The sequence below is a fragment of the Actinomycetospora aeridis genome (assembly GCF_037400275.1).
Lineage (GTDB): Bacteria > Actinomycetota > Actinomycetes > Mycobacteriales > Pseudonocardiaceae > Actinomycetospora > Actinomycetospora aeridis.
In genome coordinates this window covers 22,797-41,025 of record NZ_JBBEGL010000014.1, presented here as the reverse complement: position 1 = coordinate 41,025, position 18,229 = coordinate 22,797, and the positions used below count along the sequence as shown (strand labels likewise).

General features: G+C 72.7%; 19 protein-coding genes. 12 read left to right on the top strand and 7 right to left on the bottom strand.

Annotated features, from left to right (window positions below):
* The first annotated feature begins 34 nt into the window (after nucleotides 1-34).
* The 5 genes from WCD41_RS29030 to WCD41_RS29010 all read left to right on the top strand — a co-directional run bounded on the left by WCD41_RS29030 (nucleotide 35) and on the right by WCD41_RS29010 (nucleotide 4,043).
* Nucleotides 35-301: a GlsB/YeaQ/YmgE family stress response membrane protein gene (locus WCD41_RS29030; protein WP_337718733.1), complete on the top strand. Its 267-nt coding sequence runs from the start codon at nucleotides 35-37 to the stop codon at nucleotides 299-301.
* Nucleotides 302-666: 365 nt separating this feature from the next.
* The gene (locus WCD41_RS29025; RefSeq protein WP_337718732.1) at nucleotides 667-1,227 is read left to right on the top strand and encodes a type 1 glutamine amidotransferase domain-containing protein; all 561 of its coding nucleotides are present in this window, start codon (nucleotides 667-669) and stop codon (nucleotides 1,225-1,227) included.
* Between the two features lie 29 nt (nucleotides 1,228-1,256).
* The gene (locus tag WCD41_RS29020; RefSeq protein ID WP_337718731.1) at nucleotides 1,257-2,405 is read left to right on the top strand and encodes a glutathione-independent formaldehyde dehydrogenase; all 1,149 of its coding nucleotides are present in this window, start codon (nucleotides 1,257-1,259) and stop codon (nucleotides 2,403-2,405) included.
* 22 nt (nucleotides 2,406-2,427) lie between these two features.
* The gene (locus WCD41_RS29015) at nucleotides 2,428-2,877 is read left to right on the top strand and encodes a hypothetical protein (RefSeq protein WP_337718730.1); all 450 of its coding nucleotides are present in this window, start codon (nucleotides 2,428-2,430) and stop codon (nucleotides 2,875-2,877) included.
* Nucleotides 2,874-4,043, top strand: a complete 1,170-nt coding sequence (locus WCD41_RS29010; protein ID WP_337718729.1) for a zinc-dependent alcohol dehydrogenase — start codon at nucleotides 2,874-2,876, stop codon at nucleotides 4,041-4,043. Before WCD41_RS29015 ends, WCD41_RS29010 begins: the two co-directional genes overlap by 4 nt.
* A 21-nt stretch (nucleotides 4,044-4,064) precedes the next feature.
* On the opposite strand, the gene WCD41_RS29005 is transcribed toward WCD41_RS29010, so the two are convergent.
* Nucleotides 4,065-5,522: a helix-turn-helix domain-containing protein gene (locus tag WCD41_RS29005; protein ID WP_337718728.1), complete on the bottom strand. Its 1,458-nt coding sequence runs from the start codon at nucleotides 5,520-5,522 to the stop codon at nucleotides 4,065-4,067.
* Between the two features lie 106 nt (nucleotides 5,523-5,628).
* Nucleotides 5,629-6,354 carry an ANTAR domain-containing protein gene (locus tag WCD41_RS29000; protein ID WP_337718727.1) on the bottom strand — a complete coding sequence of 242 codons (726 nt, stop codon included), beginning with the start codon at nucleotides 6,352-6,354 and terminating at the stop codon, nucleotides 5,629-5,631.
* Nucleotides 6,355-6,675: 321 nt separating this feature from the next.
* Between WCD41_RS29000 and WCD41_RS28995 the strand changes: the two genes are divergently transcribed.
* Nucleotides 6,676-7,611: an SRPBCC family protein gene (locus WCD41_RS28995; RefSeq protein WP_337718726.1), complete on the top strand. Its 936-nt coding sequence runs from the start codon at nucleotides 6,676-6,678 to the stop codon at nucleotides 7,609-7,611.
* Nucleotides 7,612-7,634: 23 nt separating this feature from the next.
* A complete protein-coding gene (locus WCD41_RS28990; protein WP_337718725.1) occupies nucleotides 7,635-8,804 on the top strand; it encodes a zinc-dependent alcohol dehydrogenase in 1,170 nt (389 codons plus the stop codon).
* 39 nt (nucleotides 8,805-8,843) lie between these two features.
* Here the strand turns inward: WCD41_RS28990 and WCD41_RS28985 are convergent, their stop codons facing one another.
* The 4 genes from WCD41_RS28985 to WCD41_RS28970 form a co-directional block, all read right to left on the bottom strand.
* On the bottom strand, nucleotides 8,844-10,028 hold the full coding sequence (locus WCD41_RS28985) for a hypothetical protein (RefSeq protein WP_337718724.1): 1,185 nt from the start codon (nucleotides 10,026-10,028) through the stop codon (nucleotides 8,844-8,846).
* Nucleotides 10,029-10,495: 467 nt separating this feature from the next.
* On the bottom strand, nucleotides 10,496-10,912 hold the full coding sequence (locus WCD41_RS28980; RefSeq protein ID WP_337718723.1) for an STAS domain-containing protein: 417 nt from the start codon (nucleotides 10,910-10,912) through the stop codon (nucleotides 10,496-10,498).
* A 24-nt stretch (nucleotides 10,913-10,936) separates the two neighbouring features.
* Complete coding sequence (locus WCD41_RS28975; protein ID WP_337718722.1) at nucleotides 10,937-11,443, bottom strand: hypothetical protein; 507 nt, start codon at nucleotides 11,441-11,443, stop codon at nucleotides 10,937-10,939.
* Between the two features lie 157 nt (nucleotides 11,444-11,600).
* Nucleotides 11,601-12,572: an AraC family transcriptional regulator gene (locus tag WCD41_RS28970; protein WP_337718721.1), complete on the bottom strand. Its 972-nt coding sequence runs from the start codon at nucleotides 12,570-12,572 to the stop codon at nucleotides 11,601-11,603.
* 331 nt (nucleotides 12,573-12,903) lie between these two features.
* Between WCD41_RS28970 and WCD41_RS28965 the strand changes: the two genes are divergently transcribed.
* Genes WCD41_RS28965 through chrA form a run of 3 tightly spaced genes read left to right on the top strand, consistent with a single transcriptional unit; the run spans nucleotide 12,904 to nucleotide 15,285 of the window.
* Complete coding sequence (locus WCD41_RS28965) at nucleotides 12,904-13,395, top strand: Chromate resistance protein ChrB (protein ID WP_337718720.1); 492 nt, start codon at nucleotides 12,904-12,906, stop codon at nucleotides 13,393-13,395.
* The gene (locus tag WCD41_RS28960; protein WP_337718719.1) at nucleotides 13,392-13,823 is read left to right on the top strand and encodes a chromate resistance protein ChrB domain-containing protein; all 432 of its coding nucleotides are present in this window, start codon (nucleotides 13,392-13,394) and stop codon (nucleotides 13,821-13,823) included. Before WCD41_RS28965 ends, WCD41_RS28960 begins: the two co-directional genes overlap by 4 nt.
* A 49-nt stretch (nucleotides 13,824-13,872) precedes the next feature.
* On the top strand, nucleotides 13,873-15,285 hold the full coding sequence (gene chrA / locus WCD41_RS28955; RefSeq protein ID WP_337718718.1) for a chromate efflux transporter: 1,413 nt from the start codon (nucleotides 13,873-13,875) through the stop codon (nucleotides 15,283-15,285).
* Nucleotides 15,286-15,787: 502 nt separating this feature from the next.
* Here chrA and WCD41_RS28950 read toward each other — a convergent pair.
* A complete protein-coding gene (locus tag WCD41_RS28950) occupies nucleotides 15,788-16,711 on the bottom strand; it encodes a LysR family transcriptional regulator (protein WP_337718717.1) in 924 nt (307 codons plus the stop codon).
* 177 nt (nucleotides 16,712-16,888) lie between these two features.
* Between WCD41_RS28950 and WCD41_RS28945 the strand changes: the two genes are divergently transcribed.
* Together WCD41_RS28945 and WCD41_RS28940 are read left to right on the top strand one after the other, a co-directional pair.
* Nucleotides 16,889-17,272 (top strand): DoxX family protein, encoded by a 384-nt coding sequence (locus WCD41_RS28945; protein ID WP_337718716.1) that lies wholly within the window; start codon nucleotides 16,889-16,891, stop codon nucleotides 17,270-17,272.
* Nucleotides 17,273-17,276: 4 nt separating this feature from the next.
* Nucleotides 17,277-18,227, top strand: a complete 951-nt coding sequence (locus tag WCD41_RS28940; RefSeq protein WP_337718715.1) for a serine hydrolase — start codon at nucleotides 17,277-17,279, stop codon at nucleotides 18,225-18,227.
* The last annotated feature ends 2 nt before the right edge of the window (nucleotides 18,228-18,229 follow it).

Below are 18,229 nucleotides of genomic sequence, written 5' to 3'. Positions count from 1 at the left end.
GGACAGATCGAGGTGCCGGCGACGGGAGCAGACCATGGGCATTCTCGGGTGGATCGTGCTGGGGCTGGTGGTGGGTGCGCTGGCCAAGTTGGTCATGCCCGGCGACGACCCCGGGGGTGTCATCGTGACTGGTCTCCTGGGGATCCTCGGCGCCCTCCTCGGCGGGTTCATCGGCCGTGCGCTGTTCGGGACGGGTCTCGGCGCTTTCTTCGACCTCCGGACGTGGGTGCTCGCCCTCGTCGGCTCGTTGATCCTGCTCGGCATCTACCGCGTTGTTGCGCGACGGCGCGCCCGAACGTGACGGGGGCCGGTCTCGGCCTCCTGGCGCTGCACACTGGGCCCTGTCGAGCTCGGTGTCCTCCGGGCGGGCGGGTCCGTGCCTCGTTCGTCCTGCTTCGGGACGTGGGCCTTCCCGCGAGGTGCCGCCCGACGTGACCGCTGTGGCGCGAGCACGAAGGTCACCGCGTGCCGTCGTCCCGAGCGCGATCCGCAGCCCGGCGGCGGCGCTCCCGGCGCGGGACGGGTCTTCGACCTGCCGGGTCGGAATCGCCGCGACGGCGTGCCCCCGGGCGTACGGGATCACGAGCCCGCCCTCTGCGCCGGCGTCCGCGCGGTCATCCCTCGGTCTCGAACGATCCCTGCGTCACTTCTCAGGAGGCGATCTCCATGGCAGACGAGCTACGCGGCCGCACCGTCGCGATCCTCGCCACCGACGGCGTCGAGCGGGTGGAGCTCGAAGCACCCCGCGGCGCCCTCTACGGAGCGGGCGCCCGCACCGAACTGTTGTCCATCCACGACGGAGAGATCGCCGCCCGGCAGATGGACCTCGACCCGGCCGGCACGTTCTCCGTCGACCGCCAGGTGGGCGAGGCCTCGGTGGACGACTACGACGCCCTGCTGCTGCCCGGGGGCACCATGAACCCCGACCAGCTGCGCACCGACCGCGACGCGGTCGACTTCGTGCGCTCCTTCGTCGAGTCCGGGAAACCCGTCGCGTCGATCTGTCACGGCCCCTGGACGCTCGCGGAGGCCGACTGCGTGCGCGGGAGGCGGCTGACGTCGTGGCCGAGCATCCGCACCGACCTGCGCAACGCCGGTGCCGAGGTCGTCGACGAGGAGGTCTGCGTCGACGGTCAGTTCACGACGAGCCGGGGCCCCCAGGACATGGCCGCCTTCTGCGGCGCGGTCGTCGAGCAGTTCGCCAGGACCCCCGCCGCCAGCGCCTGACCCGTCCCGTCCGACCGAGAGGAAATACCATGAAGGCTGTCGTCTACCGCGGTCCGCACCAGGTCAACGTCGAGGACGTCCCCGACGCGCGGATCGAGAAGCCCACCGACGTCCTGGTCCGCATCACCTCGACCAACATCTGCGGGTCGGACCTGCACATGTACGAGGGACGCACCGACTTCGAGCAGGGCCGCATCTTCGGTCACGAGAACCTCGGCGAGGTCGTGGAGGTCGGCGAGGGCGTCGACAAGGTCCAGGTGGGGGACATGGTCTCCGCGCCGTTCAACGTCAGCTGTGGGCACTGCGAGAACTGCGAGCACACCCTGACCAACTACTGCCTCACCGCCAACGAGCCGGGGATGGCCGGCGCGGCCTACGGGTTCGCCGACATGGGCCCCTGGCCCGGCGGGCAGGCCGAGTACCTGCGTGTCCCGTGGGGCGATTTCCAGTGCCTGCGCCTGCCCGAGGACGCGACCGAGAAGCAGGACGACTACGTCATGCTCTCCGACATCTTCCCCACCGGCTGGCACGCGACGGAGATGTCCGGACTGAAGCCCGGCGAGTCCATCGTCATCTACGGCGGCGGCCCGGTCGGGCAGATGGCCGCCCTCTCGGCCATCACCAAGGGCGCCGCCCAGGTCATGGTCGTCGACCGCCACCCCGACCGGCTGAAGTTGGTCGAGCAGATCGGCGCGATCCCGATCGACGACTCGAAGGCCTCGCCGGTCGACCAGGTCATGGAGCTGACCAACGGCCGGGGCGCGGACCGCGGCTGTGAGTGCGTGGGCTACCAGGCGCACGACCCCCAGGGCAACGAGGACAACGCCGACACCTTGAACAAGCTGGTCGGGTCGGTGCGGTTCACCGGCGGCATCGGCACCGTGGGCGTCTTCGTCCCGCAGGACCCCGGCGCCCCCGACGAGCTGGCCCAGCAGGGCAAGGCCCGCTTCGACTTCGGCAACTTCTGGTTCAAGGGCCAGCAGATGGGCACCGGGCAGGCCCCGATCAAGCGCTACAACCGCCACCTGCGCAACCTCATCCACGCCGACAAGGTCAAGCCCTCCTGGATCGTCTCCCACGACCTGCCCCTCGAGCAGGCGCCGGACGCCTACAAGCACTTCGACGCCCGCGAGGACGGCTGGACCAAGGTCGTGCTCCACCCCGGCCAGAGCGCCTGAGCGGGGCGCGGGAGGTATGCAGATGAGCAGAGCGGTGATCGACCCGACGGCCCTGGCCGGCCGGGCGATCGACACGCTCCGCGGCCTGGTCGGGCGCAACGACCGACCCGCGGGCGAGGACGTCGCCCGCGCGGGTCGCTGGCTGGTGGTCACGGTCTACCGGCAGCCCGACGACGTCCGGACCCAGGTGGACGGCTCCGGCCCGCTGAGCGGGATGCGCAACGAGATCGAGCTGACCATCCGCCCGGCGCCGGGGGACAAGGGCACCGAGCTGGCCGCCCGCCCGACGGCTCCCGACGAGGGGTCGGTCGACGCGCGCCGTCGGCTGCGCGCGGCGTTGCGGGAGACCAAGTCGATCCTCGAGTGCGGCGAGGTCGTCGAACCGTCCCGCCCGGGGTCGAGTCATCCCGGCCCGGCCGGACAGGTACTGCGCGTGGCCACCCGCCGCGCCTGGGGAGAGGGGCGACTGTGAAGGCCTTGTGCTGGGAGGGCGTCAACAAGCTCGCGATCGAGCAGGTGCCCGACCCACGGATCCAGAACGCCCACGACGTGATCGTCAAGGTCCGCTACACCGTGACCTGCGGCTCGGACCTGCACCTGCTCGGCGGCTACATCCCGGCCATGGAGGCCGGCGACGTGATCGGCCACGAGTTCATGGGCGAGATCGTCGAGGTCGGACCCGAGGTGACCAAGCACCAGGTCGGTGACCGGGTGGTGGTCGTGTCGTTCATCGGCTGCGGGAGCTGCTGGTACTGCGACAACGACCTGTGGTCGCTGTGCGACAACACCAACACCAACCCCGGCATCACCCAGGCCCTGTGGGGCTCCGATCCCGGCGGCATCTTCGGCTACTCCCACGCCATGGGTGGGTTCATGGGCAGCCACGCCGAGTACGTCCGGGTCCCGTTCGCCGACAACGGAGCCTTCACCGTGCCCGATGCGGTCGACGACCTGTCGGCCCTGTTCGCCTCCGACGGCGTCCCCACCGGCTGGATGGGTGCGGACCTCGGCGGGGTCGGACCGGGCGACACGGTCGCCGTGTGGGGGGCGGGCGGGGTCGGGCAGATGGCCGCGCGCGCGGCGATGCTGCTCGGTGCCGAGCAGGTGATCGTCATCGATCGGCTGCCCGAGCGCCTGGCCATGACCGCGTCGCACATCGGCGCGGAGACCCTCGACTACAGCAGCACCGACGTCGGCGCGGAGCTGCGCGAGCGCACGGGGGGCCGCGGGCCCGACGTGTGCATCGAGGCCGTCGGCCAGGAGGCGCACACCTACGGCCCGGAGTACCTCTACGACAAGGTCAAGCAGCAGCTGCGTCTGGAGAACGACCGGCCCCCCGCGATCCGCGAGGCGATCATGGCCTGCCGCAAGGGCGGGTCGGTGTTCTCCCTCGGGGTGTTCGCCGGGCTGGCCGACAAGTTCCCGCTCGGGGCGCTGATGAACAAGGGGCTGACCCTGCGCGGCGCCCAGCAGCACGGCCAGCGGTACCTGCCCATGCTGCTCGACCGCATGTCCCGGGGGGAGATCAGCACCAGCCACCTCGCGACCCACGTGATGTCGCTGGACGAGGGACCGCACGGCTACGACATGTTCAAGAACAAGGAGGACGGCTGCGTCCGCGCGGTCTTCCGACCCTGACCCGGCACCCTGCCCGCGTCCTCACCCCGACGCGGGCAGGACCGCCGGGTCGGCGACGACGGCGGCGCGCACGGCGACGTGCAGGTTGAGCCGCGTGTCGGTGTGGGCCAGGTCGTGCCCCGACAGCTCCCGGACGCGCTGGAGTCGGTAGCGCAGCGTCGAGCGATGGATGTGCAGCGCCGCGGCGGTGGCGTCGTAGTTGCCGCCCTGGTCGAGGTAGACCCCGAGGGTGTGCACCAGGTCGGCCTGCCGCTCGCTGTCGTAGGCAAGCAGGCTGCCGATCCAGTCCTCGACGAAGGCGCCGGCCTCGCGACGACCCTCGGGCGTGGCGAGGAGCCGGTAGAGACCGAGGTCCTCGAATGTGATCAGACCCCGAGGGTCGGCCTGGCGCGTGCGGACCGTGAGGGCCTGCATCGCCTCGCGGTACGACCGGGGGAGGTGCTCGGGCCGGTCGACGAAGCTGCCCACGCCGACGGCAGGGACGTCCTGCAGGACGTGGGTGAAGGCGTCGTGCACGGCCTGCCAGGCCGACCCGGAGCACGGCTCGGACGTTCTGGTCGCACCCGCGCCGGGCCCCATCGTCGGGCGTCCCGACCATGGGGCGGTCGCCGACCCGCTCTCGGTCTGCCACGCGCGGGGGGTACCGCACACCAGGATCGCAGTCTGTCCGCGAAGGGTGCCCAGGTAGGGCATGTCGAGGCTGCGGGCGGCCTGCTCCACCAGATCGCCGACGGCCTCGCCGTCGGGCCAGTGCCCGTGACGGGGGCGCACGGCCAGCACGCGGTGTGGGCCGGTGAGGTCATGACTCAGGGCCGACGCTCGTCCGACCCTCCGGTCGACCTCGGCCTCGAGGCCGTCCTGGTCGCACTCGAGCAGCACCGTCTCCACGAGATCGTGGCGCAGCCGCAGCTCGGTCCTCGCGAGGTGGCGGCGGTGCAGCAGGTGCAGGGTGAGGGCGCCGGTCGCGAGACCGATCGCGTGCAGGGCTCCCGCGATCGGGCCGCCGGGGCGGGCGTCGAGCTCCGGTGTCTTGCCGTCGGGCTCGAGGGTGCCCTGCGGATCGAGGACGACGATCAGGCCGAGGAGCGTGCCGCGGGAGGCGGCCACGCTCGCCAGCTGGTCCCGCACCCGCACCGGTCCCGACATCCGCCGCGCCGCGTCGACCAGGCGGTCCCGTTGTGCGCGGGTCAGCCGCGGGTAGGTCGCCTCGGCGCCCGCCCCACCGCGAGCGAGAACGTGTCCGAACGGGTCCTCCACGGCGACGTCCAGGCCGAGGTGCTCCTGCAGCACCTCGGCGATCCCCTGCTCCGGGACGTCGGCGGTCAGGGCCTGGCTGAGCTTCTGCTGGAAGCGGTACTCACGGGTCAGGGCGGCCTCGACCGCGATCCGGGCCTGCCTGTCGCTCAGGTCGGGACCACCGTCGGACGAGGCGCCGTCACCGTTCGGTTGACTGTCCCCGAAACGACCTCTGGAAGCCATGCCGTCCGGGCTACCCCTACATCGCTGCTGTTCAATCCCTGTCGGTCACTGGCGACGGTTCGCCCCGTGGACAGTGGCCGATGCCCGGGCGTTGTCGGACGATCGATCAGGGCTCGCGGCAGGTGACCAACCAGGTCGCGACCTCGTAGAGCTTGATGTTCGTGGTCTGGGAGGCGCGCCGCAAGCGGTCGAAGGCCTCGTCGGCGTCCACGTCGTAGCGGTTCATGAGGATGCCCTTGGCCTGTCCGATGACGTCACGCCGGACGAGCGCCCCCTTCAGCTCGTCCAGCCGGTCGGCGGCGCCGAGGGCGAGCGAGGCGAACGCGACGAACATCTGGGCCGAGCGCTGGATCCGGACCCGCGCCGACGGGTCGTCGAGGGCGTGTCGCGTGAGATGGAGGTTGACCGCTCCCACGAGCGAGGTGCTGCTGAGCGGGACCGACAGGCTGGCCCGCACGCCGTGCCGGGTCGCCTCCGGCACGAACTGGGGCCACCGCGTCTCGGTGGCCGCGTCGGTGAGCGTCACGGTGTCGGCGCCGGCGATCGCGTCGATGCACGGGCCCTCGGCCATCCGGATCTGGGTCCGGTCGACGGCCTCCGCCGTCTCGGTGGTGTGCGCCGCGCACGACAACTCGTCACGGAGCCGCACCGCGACACCGGCGTCACGGACACCCGGCACCATGGCGGCAGCGCCCTCCGCGACCCGGGGCAGCGCGTCGGTGAGCCGCTCGCTGCCGCCGATCCGGCGTGCCGACGCCAGCAGTGCCGCCGAGAACCAGTCCGTCTCGTCCTCGGCATCGGACGGGGAGGATGCGACGGCCCCGTCCTCCACGTGTCTCGTCACTGCGCCCCCTGTCGTCGTGCGACCGCCGGCCTGAACCGTGCCCGTCGAACGCCCGGTCGGGCATCGGCCCGGACGGTCAGGAGCGCCGCGAGGCGATGCGCCTGCGGGGACGAGCAGGTGCTCGTCGCGCGCACGGACCGGTGTCCGGCTCGTCGACGGCGGCGACCCCGCCGCCGGCGACCTCGACCCGCCAGACCGGATTCGCCGGCACCCCGTCGACCCCGACGGACGAGATCCGCGCTCGGCGCACGCGCCGGCCCGGTCGCGCGGGTTACCACCTCTCTGACACACGCGGGAGGAGGACGTGCCATGAGGGCAGAGCTGTCGGGCGGGAGGACCGCCGGGCGGGACACCGCGGACGACCTGGCGCGGGGGCTGGGGGTGCTCAGCCTGGCGCTCGGGTCGGCGGAGCTCGCCGCTCCGAGCGCGGTCGCACGCCTGGCGGGAGTCCGGACGGGCGGGCCGACCGTACAGGCCGTCACCTCGCTGTACGGGGCCCGCGAGCTGGTGCAGGGCGCGGGCATCCTCAGCGGCCGCGGGACGGCGCGCTGGGTGTGGAGCCGGGTCGTGGGCGACGTGCTCGACGTCGGCACCCTCGCCGTCGGTGCCGCTCGACGGGGGGCGGCACCGGCGCGGCTGGGATGGAGCCTCGCGGCACTCGCCGGCGTGACCGCCGCGGACGTCATGACAGCCCGAGGGCTGTCCCGGCGCAGCGGTGCCGCCGCAAGCGGCGTCCGGGCCGTCGCCGCCATCACCGTCAACCGTCCCCGGGCGGAGGTGTACCGCCACTGGCGCGACCTCGAGCACCTCCCGGAGTTCATGGCGCACCTGCGCCCGGTGAGCACCGACGGCTCGGGAAGCTCGCACCGGGAGGCCGCCGGGCCGGCGGGATCGACGATCCGCGGGGACGCCGAGATCGTGGAGGACCGTGAGAACGAGATCATCTCCTGGCGGTCCGTCAAGGACGCCGACGTGCAGAACACGGGCTCGGTGCGGTTCCTCCAGGCCGCGGGCGGGCGCGGCACGGAGGTCGTGGTCGAGCTGCGGTACCGCCCGCCCGGCGGCCGCGTGGGTGCGGTGGTGGCGAAACTCCTGGGGGAGGAGCCGAACCAGCAGCTGCGCGACGACCTGCGGCACTCCAAGCAGGTCCTGGAGATCGGAGAGGTCGTCCGCTCCGAGGGCAGCCCGGCCGGCCAGTCCACCCGCCGGCAGCTCGCCCAGCGGCCGGCCCAGCCGGTCGCCTGAGGCGGGCGCGGAAGGAGACGGTCATGCGAGCCACCTGTTGGACCGGCAAACGGTCGGTGGAGGTCCGGGACGTTCCCGACCCGACGATCCTCAACCGGCGCGACGCCATCGTGAAGATCACCTCGACCGCCATCTGCGGCTCCGACCTCCACCTCTACAACGGCCTGATCCCGACGATGCGTGAGGGCGACGTGCTCGGCCACGAGTTCATGGGTGAGGTCGTGGAGGTCGGTCCCGGCATCGAGGAGCTGTCGGTCGGCGACCGCGTCGTGGTCCCGTTCCCCATCGCCTGCGGCATGTGCGGAGCCTGCGAGCGCGGGATGACCGCGTTGTGCGAGAACTCCAACCCCAACGCCGGCCTCGCCGAGAAGCTCCTGGGCCACTCGCCGGCCGCGCTGTTCGGCTACTCCCACATGCTCGGCGGCTACCCCGGCGGCCAGGCCGAGTACGCCCGTGTGCCGTTCGCCGACTTCGGGGCGCTCAAGGTGGAGTCCGACCTCCCCGACGAGAAGGTCCTGTTCCTCTCCGACATCTTCCCCACCGGGTACATGGGCGCCGACATGGCCGAGGTCGGCCCTGGCGACGTCGTCGCGGTCTGGGGCGCCGGTCCCGTGGGCCAGTTCGCCATCGCGAGCTGCTTCCTGCGCGGCGCGGAACGGGTGATCGCCATCGACCGCATCGACCACCGGTTGCGGCTGGCGCAGGAGACCGGCGCCGAGACACTGGACTACGAGCACGTGTCGGTCCCGGAGGCGCTCGCGGAGATGACCGGGGGGCGCGGCCCGGACAAGTGCATCGACGCGGTGGGGATGGAGGCCCACCACGCCGCGGGGGCGCTGCACGCCTACGACCGCACCAAGCAGGCCCTGGGCCTGGAGACCGAACGACCGCACGTGCTGCGGGAGGCCGTCGTGAGCTGCGCCAACGGCGGCATCGTGTCGGTGATCGGGGTCTACGCCGGGTTCACCGACAAGTTCCCGATGGGGTCGTTCATGAACCGCTACCTCACGATGCGCGCCGGGCAGTGCCACGTCCACCGCTACATGCCGCAGCTCCTCCAGCACATCCGCAACGGCGACATCGACCCGTCCTTCGTCATCACCCACCGGCTGCCGCTCGACGATGCGCCGACGGCGTACCGCACCTTCCTCGAGAAGGCCGACGACTGCGAGAAGGTCGTCCTCACGCCGTAGCGGGATGGACGACGGGGGAGGCCCTCGAGGGCGTCGCACCTAGCTCGACGACCCCGAAGACGCCTCAGTGCCCTCGTCCTCGTCGTCCTGGCCGATCTCGTCGCGGCGCTGGCGTTCGCGGTAGCCGTAGGCCGCGCGGCGCACGGCGTCCTCGCTGTCGAGCCCGGAGCCCAGCGCGCCGGCGATGGTGGCCAGCCCGGTGGCGAGCCAGGCGAGCGCAAGGTGGTCACCGAGGGTCGGTGGGCGGCCCAGGCTCGAGCCGAGTACCGACGGCTCGAGGAAGAACAGCGACCCGAGCAGGGTGAGCACGTACACCGCGACGTCCATCACCAGCACGCCGATGCTCAGGGTCAGCACGGTGGAGGCGTTGAAGAGGATGGTCTCCTCACGCTCGCCCGGGTCCCGGGCGCGTTCCCACAGGTGGTGGGCGCCGATGATCCAGGCGACCATCAGCGCGATGGCCGCCAGCAGGGTCAAGGTGAGCTTGCCGGTGCCGAGGCGGGTGGACAGCAGCCAGATCGTGGTGGAGGTGAGGGTCAGGTAGGCACTGGTGCCCAGGACGGCGGCCAGCGCGCTGCGCATGCCGACCACGAGGCGCCAGGGCTGGTTGGTGCGCACCATGCCGGCGAGCAGGCGGGCCCGCCCGCGCCACGAGCTCGTCACGTAGCGCCGCGTCTGCTGGCCCTCGCCGGCGTGGATGACGTGGACCGGCTGCAGGTGTTTCGCGGCGGCGCGCCCCAGGCGGCTGGGGTTGTGCTGCCCGTGCTCGAGGCCGGCGTCGGCGGTGCCGGTGAGATCGGCGACCAGGCGGACGATCGCGTGGCGCACCTTGTGGTGCTGGAGGAACGGCCCGAAGCCGGGCAGGGAGAGCCCGGCGACGTGGCGGTGGTGATCGACGTCGACCAGGATCGGCCGCTCGCCGTGCTGCATCGGGAGGTCGGTGATGTAGATCCCGATGTCCCAGTCGGTGTGGCTGGTCTTGTCGGCGACGGCGCCGAGGACCTCCTCGGGGTCCTGCACCGAGGCGGTGACCGGGTGGGTCATCGTGCGGACGTCCCAGGTGATCTCCCGGTCGACCTGGGCGGCGAGCTCGTCGGGCAGGTCGTCCACCAGCTTCTCCGCGACCTCCGCGGGCGTGTCGGGGTCGGCGAGGAGGCCCACGACGAGGGTGCGGCGACCGTCGGCCGCCGCTTTCGGGTCCTGCTGCTGTTCGAGGTCGGTCATCGGTCCTCCTCGGCACGCTCACCGGGGGGTGCTCCCGGCGAAGGGGAGAGGATGAACGGCGCAGCCCGGACGGCAAACCCCGCCGGTCGACGATCTGGCCTCACCACTCCGCCACCGCAGCAGGCCGGGCTTCTCCGGGCGGGTGCGTCACCTCGGGTCACCTCGCGACGATCGGGTCCGTGGACGCGTCGGACCCTCGCACCCCGGTCCGGTACCGCGAACCGGCCTCGGAAGCGGAACATCGGTCGGACGTCCTGCGCCACCAGGACCAAGCCGGTGGTGCCGGGCGTCGTACTGCCACGCGGGGCGTGGCTCGTGAGGGTGTCCGGCGCCGGACCGGTGTTGGACCCGACGAGGCGAGCCGGGGCGCACGTCTTGCGGCTCGGATGTCGATGCGCTGCCCGCCGTGCGGATGTGACGGTCGGACGCCTCTTCGACGCCGTCCACCGGCCGCCCTCGTGGGCCGCCTACCTCTCGCCCGGAGCGGCAGGACGGCCGGCGCCGTCATCCGGCGCCGATGCGCCGGTGGCGCCGTCCAGCGCCGCGTCGAGATCGGGGTAGACCTCGAACAGCCTCTCGTCGCCGAGCAGGGCCCGATTCACCTCGCGGGCTGCGGGATCGCGGGCCACGCGGAGATCCACGTCTGCCTCGCCGGCCTCGGAGGCGAGGTCGCGGAGCGCCTCCGAGGCGGCGGTGCGATCGGTGGCGCGGACGGCCGTGAGGTCGACCACGATCGGGTCGGCGGAGCGTGCGAGCAGGGCTCTCATCTCGCGTCGCAGCGCGGCCGCGACCGCGGCGTCGAGGGTGGCGCCGACGCTGAGGAGGCGCGCGCCCGTCGGTGGGGTCGTGGTGGACGACCGTGGTCGGTCGTCATCGGTCGTCATCGGCTCCCCGGGCGCATCGGGACGTCAGGTGTCCTCCGGGCGACGCGCGTGGGGCACCTGGAGGGGGGCGGGACGGGTCCGGGCCGGATCACCGGGGGGAGGGGGTACCGGCCCGGACCCGTCCCGCCGTGACCGCCGGTCGCCGGGGGGCGACGACCGCACGGTCCGGTCGGAGGGTCCGTCGAGACGCGGGTCCGAGGGGGACGGTGGCATGCCGAGGGCCTCGGCGAGCGAGGCGTAGACGGGGGCGCCCGCGGACGCGACGAGTGCCTCCGGCGTGCGCGGGGACCGCACGACCCGCAGCACCACCCCCCGCGCCTGCAGGCCGGCCGCGAGGTCCGCGACCGCGCCCACGACGGTCGATTCCGCGAACGAGGTGGCCCACAGGTCGAGGACCACCAGGTCGACACGGCGCAGGACGATGCGACGCAGCCGCAGGGCGGTGGCGAGGCCCGCCACGCTCCGGGTGCGCACGACCGTGCCCCAGAGGGTGTCGATGATCGACAACGAGGGCTCCGGATCGGTGGTCATGGCTCGCTCTCACGCCGTCGAGGCCCGGGGGCTCCGGCCCTGGATGGTCGGTGACGCGACGAGGTTCATCGACGGGCGGGCCGTGGTCCATCCGCTGACGGCAACGCGCGACCGTTCGGCGACCGACGGGCCGGCTCAGTGGCGGCTCAGTGGCGGCTCAGTGGCGGCGCAGCGTGCTGGCCGGTGGGCGGCCGTAGACCCGGCGGTAGGCCTCGGAGAACCTGCTGACGTGGGTGAAGCCCCAGCGGTGCGCGACGGCGGCCACGGTCGTGTCGTGGGGTGCGGCCGCGCGGAGGTCGGCGTGGGCGCGCTCGAGCCGGACGAGCCGGAGGTACGCCATCGGGGTGGTGTCGAGATGGCGGCGGAAGCCGTCGTGCAGGGTGCGGGTGGACGCGCCGGCGAGGCGGGCGAGGCCGGCGGGGGTGAACGGCTGCGCGGGGTCGCTGCGGATCGCCTCGACGGCCCGACGCACCGGGGTCTGGCTCCAGCAGCGGGGCGAGCGTTCCAGCGCGTCCCGCCACCGGTGCTCGGTGGCGTGGACGAAGCCGGTGACCACGGCGTCGTGCAGGGGCGCGGCGATCATCGGGTGCGACAGCAGGCTCGGTGTCGTGCGGGCCTCGTCGCACAGGAGCCGGACGAGCCGGTCCCAGCGTCCGCCCGGCGAGGTGCGCAGGTCGAGATGGGGTGCCAGCACCGGGTCCGGCGGCACCGGGTGACCGACCTGCTCCTCGAGTGCCTCGTTGACGGCCCGCCGGTCGATGCGCACGGCGTACGAGCCGTAGCCGTCGCTGGTCGTCATGGCCACCGGGCCGACGGGGTGGTACACCGCCCCGCGCCCCGGGGTGACGTCCACCGCGTGCCGGCGGTGGCGGGCGTGCATCGAGCCCGAGGCGGAGTAGTTGACGTAGTAGCAGTCCTCCAGGTCGGCCATGCCGATCTCCAGCCCGGAGCTGACGTGCGCCACCCCGACAGCCAGGGCACCGAGGACGACCCCGTCGAAGCGGAAGTCGTAGCTCGCCGTGCGATCCACGAGGTCCATCGACGTCGTGAAGAAGTCCTGCCCGACCGCCGCCTTCGCGCCGTCGAGGTCGTGTTCACGGAACGAGAAGAACTCTGCCGGCCCCACCACCGGAACACCTTACGAACGCGGGGTGTGGCGTCGTCGATCGCCACCCAGGTGGCCCCGCTCAGGGGCGGCTGGATCGCCCACTCGCCACTGGTGCAACCACGGTTGCTGTGCAACGGTGGTTGCATGCGCGTGAGCCGACGGCGATCGCCGCCGCCCGACCATGATGGGGACCTCCGAGGCCGACTCGCGCTCGGACTCGTGGTCGCTGGGCTGGTGCTGCTCACGACGCCTCCAGCGTTCCAGGCCCTCGCCGTCGTGACGCTCGGGGCGGCGCTGGCCGCATGGACGCTCAGCGACCGGCTGGCGCGAAGGCTCCGTGAGGAGGCTGACCGTGGCCGGCGCGAACGGTGAGGAGGTGGGGATGTGGGTGCTGCTGACCTACCGCATGCCCCGCGAGCCCTCGACCGCCCGGGTTGCGGTGTGGCGCAAGCTCAAGCGCCTCGGGGTCGCCCAGCTCGCCGACGGTGTGGTCGCCCTGCCCGCGGACGCCCGCACCCGCGAGCACTTGGAGTGGCTCGCCGAGGAGATCCTCGAGAATGCCGGAACCGCCACCCTCTGGGACGCCACGCCGGGCAGCCGTGACGCCGAGCGCGAGCTGGCGCAGGGCATGAGCGAAGCGCGGGCCGTCGAGTACCGCACGGTCGCGGAGCAGGCACGAGCCGCGCGGACAGACGATGGCGCTCGGCGCAGCACGGTGCGCCGGCTCCGCGGGGAGCTGCGCACGATCGCTCGTCGCGACTACTTCCCGCCGCCCGAGCGCACCGAAGCCCGCCGCGCGGTCGACGAGCTCGCGGCATCCCTCCCCGAGGAGGCGTCCCGATGAGGTGGGCGACCCGCGCACACATGCACATCGACCGGGTGGCCTGCGCCTGGCTGATCCGCCGCACCGTCGACCCCGAGGCCGAGTTCGTGTTCGTCACCGACCCCGCCGACGTGCCCCCCGACGCCACCGCCTTCGACATGCGCGGGGTCGAGCTGTCCCACCACGACGGCGACTGCAGCTTCGAGACCATCCTGCGCCGCTACGAGATCACCGACCCCGTCCTCTGGCGCATCGCCGAGATCGTCCACGAGGCCGACCTCGACGACGAACGCTTCGACTCCCCCGAGGCACCCGGCGTCGACGTCGTCGTCCGCGCCCTGGGCATGGTCTGCGACGACCCGACCCTGCTGCAGCACACCGGTCCGCTGTTCGACGGGCTCTACGAGTTCTACCGCCGCGCCACGCTGCTCGGCCGCGAACCCGCCTGAACTCCCCTCAGCCCAGCCGACCTGGGTCGCCGCCCCCGAGGAGTCGCCTGTGCCGTCCGACCCGCCCCCGTCCGCCGACGGCACCGCCGACCCCTCGCGAACGACGTCTCGAGCGGACGAGCAGGACCTCGTGCCCTTCGCCACCGCACTGCGGGCGTGGTTCGCGATCTCGTGGCAGACCTTCGGTGGCCCCGCCGGGCAGATCGCGGTCATGCAGCGCGAGCTGGTCGACCGGCGCCGCTGGATCGGGCAGCGCCGGTTCCTGCACGCCCTGAACTACTGCATGCTGCTGCCCGGTCCCGAGGCCCAGCAGCTCGCCATCTACATCGGCTGGCTGCTCAACGGGGTCCGCGGCGGGCTGGCCGCCGGCATCCTGTTCGTCCTGCCCGGCGTGCTCACCCTGCTCGCCCTCTCCGGCATCTACGTCGCCGCCGGGGACACCACCATCGTGACCGCCGTGTTCGCCGGCCTCGCCCCCGCCGTGGTCGCGGTGGTCGTCCAGGCTGTCTGGCGCCTCGGCCGTCGCGCCCTCACCCGCCCCGCCCTCGTCGGACTCGCTGTGGCCGCGTTCCTCGCGCTCACCGTGTTCGGCGTGCCCTTCCCCGCAGTGATCGCCGTCGCCGCCGTCGCCGGCTGGACGCTGCACCGCCTCCGACCCCAGGCCGACACCAGCCCCGATCGCGAGTCCGACGACGAGCCGGCACCGGTGGTCGCCGACGACGCCCTCCACGCGAGCCGACCGTCCCTGCGCCGCGCGGCGCTGATCCTCGGCATCGGCGTCTCGCTGTGGGCGGTGCCGATGCTCGCCGTGGTCGCCCTGACCGGTGCGGGAAGCGTGCTGACCACTCAAGGGTTGTTCTTCTCCGGCACCGCCCTGATCACCTTCGGCGGCGCCTACGCCGTGCTCGCCTTCGTCGCCCAGCAAGCCGTCCAGGCCTACGGCTGGCTCACCGCAGGCGACATGGTCCGTGGCCTCGCCCTCGCCGAGTCGACCCCCGGGCCGCTGATCATGGTCGTGCAGTTCGTGGCGTTCCTCGGCGCGTTCCACCAGCCGGGCACTCTCGACCCCTGGGTCGCCGGCGTGCTCGGCGCGCTCCTGACGACCTGGGTGACCTTCGTGCCCTGCTTTCTGTTCATCTTCCTCGGCGCCCCGCACATCGAGCAGCTCCGCCACAACCGCGCGCTCTCCGCGGCACTGACCGGCATCACCGCCGCCGTCGTCGGCGTCATCGCCAACCTGGCCCTCTACTTCGCCGGGCACACCTTCTTCGACCAGTACAGGCCGGTGCACCTCGGGCCGCTGACCATGGAGGTTCCGCAGCTCGCCAGCGTGCAGCCCCTCGCGGTGGCCATCGCGGTCGTCGCCGCCGGGCTCATCTTCTGGCGCGGCTGGCCGGTCCTCCGCACCCTCGGCGTCTGCGCCGCCCTCGGCCTCTTCACGACGCTGGTCGCGGTCACATGAGGGCGGTCCCGGTCGGAGCACGAGTGCTCAACGGCCTGGGTGGCGGGTTGGACGAGGAGCCGGGCGTCGGTCGTGCACATCGCTGACGATGCCACCGGGGCCGGGCGTGCAGCTGATGCCAGAGCTGTGTGCCCGTGGTCGCGAAGGAGCGATGACGTCCGCACGTCGAGCACACGCGAGGGGCACTCCCCGTGCGCTGGTCCCTGTTCCCGCAATGATCATCCGAAGATCTGCAGCCGCTGGTCCGGACGATCTTCAGCCGCCCGGATTTCGAGATCAAGCGTGCCGGGCGGTCGAGAGAGTCACCGTCGCGGCGGGGCGGCGAGCGCCTCCTCGACGAGCGCGGTGGTGGAGGGGACGCAGCATGCCGAGGCGGTCGGCGCCATCGTGGGTGGTGCGCACCCGGCGGCGGGCCGTGTCGCGCTCTCCGCGGGCAGGCGATCTCAGCGTCGAGCAGAGGAGCCTCGACCGCGACGGGCAGGACGGCCGGCGGGCAGCAGGCTCAGCGGTCGAGTCGGCCGGAGGTCAGGTCGAGCGCGGCGGCGCGCAGCGTGCCGCGGAGCCACGTGTTCATCGGGTCGGCGTCGAGCCGGGGATGCCAGACCATGCCGTACGGGATCGCGTCGAACCGTTCCGGGGCCTCGAGGAGCCGGAGGCGCGGGTCGTTCGTCGCCTGTCTCTCGGCCATCCTGCGCGGAATGGTCGCGACGAGCGGGGTGCCCGGCAGAGCCGTGAGGGCGGACGTGAAGTGCGCGACCCGCAGCGCCACCGTTCTCGGGTGCCCCACGCCCTCCAGCCAGCGATCGATCATCGGCTGGTCGTCGTCCACGAGGGTCACCGCCACGTGACGTGCCCCGAGGTAGTCGTCGAGGGAGAAACGCTCGCCGTCCACCGGGTGGTCGGCAGCGACGACGCACACGACGTCGTCGGTGAACACCTGTTCCCACTGCAACGGCGCCGACGGTCGCATCACCGAGAGGGCGATGTCCGCTCGTCCGCGTTCGAGGTCGGCGTAACTGTCGTGATCGCGCTGCTCGATGCGGATTTCCAGGAGGGGTGCCGACTCGAGGAGACGGGGCAGGACGTGAGGTCCGAGTGTGGCGATGGTGTAGTCGGTGCCGATGATGCGCACGATTCCCGTCGCGGTGGAGGGGTCGAACGTGCTGCCCGCGATGAGGTTCTCGAGCCGCGGGAGGAGCACGGCCAGCTCGCGCTGCACGTGCCGTGCCCGCGGCGTCAGCTCGTAGTCGCTCCCCGCCCTGACCAGCAGTTCGTCGCCCAGGAGCGAGCGGAGCCGCTGCAGCGTCCGGCTCATCGATGACTGGCTGAGGTGGAACCGCACTGCGGCCCGCGTGACGTTGCGCTCCTCCAGGAGCAGGGCGAGGGCGCGCAGTTCGTGCACGAGACCGAGATCGGCATGCGTCACGTGCATAGCCTACATCCGCAGTTCGCGTTGGCGCCGTATGTCCGGATCGGCAGAATCGTCCCCGTCGAGATTCACGAATGCGGGAAAGGGGCCGATCTCATGACCGGTGCAACGGGAACGGAAACCGTGCGAGCAGCGGGGGAGAAGGTGGTGGAGGGTGGCGGCCGCGTTTCGCGTGTGCCGACGCAGAATGCCCGCGCGGCGGCGATGCTCGCTTTTCGGTGTGCGGTCTGCCTCCTGTTCGTGCTGCACCCGATCAGCGCGCTGGGGCTGGTCGACGGCTCGGTGGCCCCCGTCCCGGTCGCCATCGCCTCGGGGGTCGAGATCCTCGGTGCGCTCCTCGTCGCGGTCGGGTTGTTCACGCGGCCCGCGGCGTTCCTGCTCTCGGGGATGATGGCGTTCGCCTTCTTCGTCGTGCACCTGCCCGGCGGATGGAACTGGCTCGAGAACGGCGGCGAGCCGGCCGCGCTCTACAGCTGGGTGTTCCTGCTGCTGTTCGTCCTCGGGCCCGGTCCGCTCAGCCTGGACCGGCGTCGGGGTCGCGCCACGGCCGCCGTCTGAGTCCGTGATCCCCGAGCGGACCCGCGCGGTCCGGCCCTTCGTCGCGGTGGCGATGTTCCTCGCCGCGCTGGTCCTCGTGGTCGTCGTGCTCGTCCCGCGGATCGCCGGCGCGGACCTGCGCCCGTCCCCGTCCCCGTCCCCGTCCCCGTCGCCCTCGCCGTCCGCGGAGGCCTGCGAGGCGGACGAGCTGTCCGCGCAGCGCATGGTCGATGCCGCGCAGCGGGTCGCGACCGGGCGGATCGACGCCGTGACCGGGATCGCCGTGCTCGACCGCTGCCGCGGCGAGATCAGCCTCGGCGACCGGGGCGCCGCCGCGATGCGGTCGGCGTCGCTGGCGAAGCTGGTGACGGCGGTCGACGTCCTGACGCGCCGGGCCCACGGCGACATCGCGCTGACCCCCGCCGACCTGGACCTCCTCCGGCGCGCGCTGGGGCCGAGCGACGACGACGCCATGAACGCGCTGTGGTCGCGCTTCGACGGACCGGACGGGGTCGAGCGGGTCGCGCGCCTCGCGGGGCTCCGCGAGACCGTGCCGCCCCCGGATCGCTCACGCTGGGGCGACACCCGGACCTCGGCCCGCGACGTCGCCGCTCTCTACGGTCACATCGTCGACCAGCTCGAGCCGGCCGACCGGGACCTGGTGCTCGGCGACCTCGCGGCGGCACCCCGCATCGCGGCCGACGGCTTCGACCAGGGGTTCGGGCTCCTCGAGCCCGGTCGCCGCGGCAGCGCACGGGCCAAGCAGGGATGGGCCTGCTGCCGGGGAGGAGCCCTCGACCTGCACTCCGCAGGGCTCCTCGAGGCCGACGGGCGCCACGTGCTCGCCGTGCTCTCCACCCAACCCCCCGACGAGCGGTCCGCCCGGGGGGCGCTCGACGCCGCCGTCGCGGCGGCCCGTGACGCCGACCGTGGCTCCCGGGCCGACACCCCTGCCGGTCCGCCCGGCACGACCTGATC